Source organism: Bradyrhizobium tropiciagri (genome assembly GCF_001189845.1).
Lineage (GTDB): Bacteria > Pseudomonadota > Alphaproteobacteria > Rhizobiales > Xanthobacteraceae > Bradyrhizobium > Bradyrhizobium tropiciagri.
In genome coordinates this window covers 1-1,888 of sequence record NZ_LFLZ01000166.1, presented here as the reverse complement: position 1 = coordinate 1,888, position 1,888 = coordinate 1, and the positions used below count along the sequence as shown (strand labels likewise).

The 1,888-nt window shown below is 56.6% G+C and carries 1 protein-coding gene; it reads right to left on the bottom strand.

All coding sequences use genetic code 11. The annotated features are described in order from the left end of the window. Window positions 1-58: 58 nt before the first annotated feature. Window positions 59-1,285, bottom strand: coding sequence for a group II intron reverse transcriptase/maturase (ltrA, locus tag AKN84_RS44220; protein WP_050426596.1), 1,227 nt, complete (start codon window positions 1,283-1,285; stop codon window positions 59-61). Window positions 1,286-1,888 lie beyond the last annotated feature (603 nt).

The following is a 1,888-nucleotide window of genomic DNA, read 5'->3' as shown; positions in this document are numbered from 1 at the left end:
GGTGAGTCGGCCCCGGGGATTGCACCCGGAGCCGCTCTCCGAACCGTACGTGACGCTCTCACGTCATACGGCTCTCAACAAGTAACGAAGCAGAACTCAACCTCGCCCAATGGGCGAACAGTTTCGGCCTCCGGCAGCGGATCGATCTGAGCCAGACCGAGGCTCTGACCTTTCCGTTCTTCAGCCCTTTGTATTTGCGCCGCGCCCAGCGGTTAAGAGATTCGTCGACGTATCGATACAGGTTGTGCAATTCTGCCCTTCCATATCTGCCGTAGTATTGTATCCATCCACGAAGGACGGGGTTCAGCTCCAAGGCAATTACGTCAACGTCCGTCTGGGAGCGATGCTTGAGCCGGAGCTGCCGGATCGCTGTACGCATAGACTTCATTGCCACTCTACTGGCTGCTGGCGAGAACGTGCAGAAGTTTACTTTCTTCTGTTCATTCCTCGCCCGGCGCGGTCGAAAGGTAAATCCCAGAAAGTCAAATGACTGACTGGCATGACTACCCGGGCGATTGCTATCTTTGCAGTACACGATCTTGGTCTTGTCAGGATGCATCTCCAGTTCGCATTCCCTGAACCTCGCCTGCAGGGCAGCCTTGATGGCATCCGCTTCAACCTCGGTTCGGCAATGGACGAGCCCGTCATCCGCATATCGACACCACGGTGACCGCGGGAAGTTTCGCGCCATCCAAGTGTCGAACGCATAGTGCATGAACAAATTGGCAAGGACCGGACTGATGACCCCGCCTTGGGGCGTACCCCGGTCGCGAGCGATCACCGTCCCGTCTTCGCTTTGCATCGGCGCTGTTAGCCAGCGTTCGATGTAGAGCACAGCCCATTCGTCTTGCACATGCTTCCTGACGGCCTTCATGAGCAACTCGTGGCTGATATTGTCGAACAGGCCTTTGATGTCGAACTCCAGAACCCAATCCATCTTCCAGCACCGTTGCCGGGTGACGCCGACAGCGTCCAGCGCGGATTTTCCGGGCCGGTAGCCGTAGGAATCGGGCAGGAAGATTTCCTCGAGTGCTTGTTCAATCTGCAGCTTGACGACCGTCTGCGCCACGCGATCTGCTACTGTCGGCACGCCTAGAATGCGTTGTCCGCCGTTCTTCTTGGGAATGGGGACAGCCCGAACGGCAGGTGGAAAGTAGCTGCCAGAAGACATTCGATTCCAGACCTTGTAAAGGTTGCCCTTTAGGTCCTTCTCAAAGTCTTCGAGCGACACCTTATCCACGCCGGCCGAGCCCGCATTGGCTTTGACCAGTTTGTAGGCCTTCATCACTGTCTGTTTGTCGATATCGTACTGCTTGCGTCCGGTTACACTCACATGTCCTCCTGCTCATCACAGTTGCATATGGGCGCACCCCACTTGTTTCGGCCCCTTCGCTCCAGTCCCGTTACAGCACCTTCATCACTACTACGAGCCGATCCGCCCCAGTGTCGTGCTTCGGTACTCTCGTCTCGCGGTGTGGGCCGCTTGAACTTCTCCCTTGGCATCACGACGACTGGTTCCTGCAGTTCCTTATGAGAGCCTGTATCCAGCTCGCGTCCCCTAAACGCCGGTCGCCATCCGCGCCGTAATCCAGGCTCCTCGCGGACTGATCTCAGGGATGGCACGCGCCCCTGATTTTGGCGACGTCTAAATAATTTTCGACGCGTCATCGGAAGATTTGCTTTCGCTCGCCTTCTGGATACTTGCCTGCCCCGTAGACCCGGGACTTTTGCAACACTTGCTGATGACCGCGCCTTTTAGGCGAAGCCACAGTGTTCGTGGTTTTGCATCTGCGCTGGAACGCCGATGCAGGAGGGCCGTCCTCCATCTCTCATAAAGCTGTACGCATCAAATTCGGTTATTCACCTCCTTCATGCTCTGCAGCACACC

Coding starts and splice junctions, on each gene's coding strand:
- ltrA (WP_050426596.1), bottom strand. CDS start 1,285: ATGAAGGCCTACAAACTGGTCAAAGCCAATGCGGGCTCGGCCGGCGTG.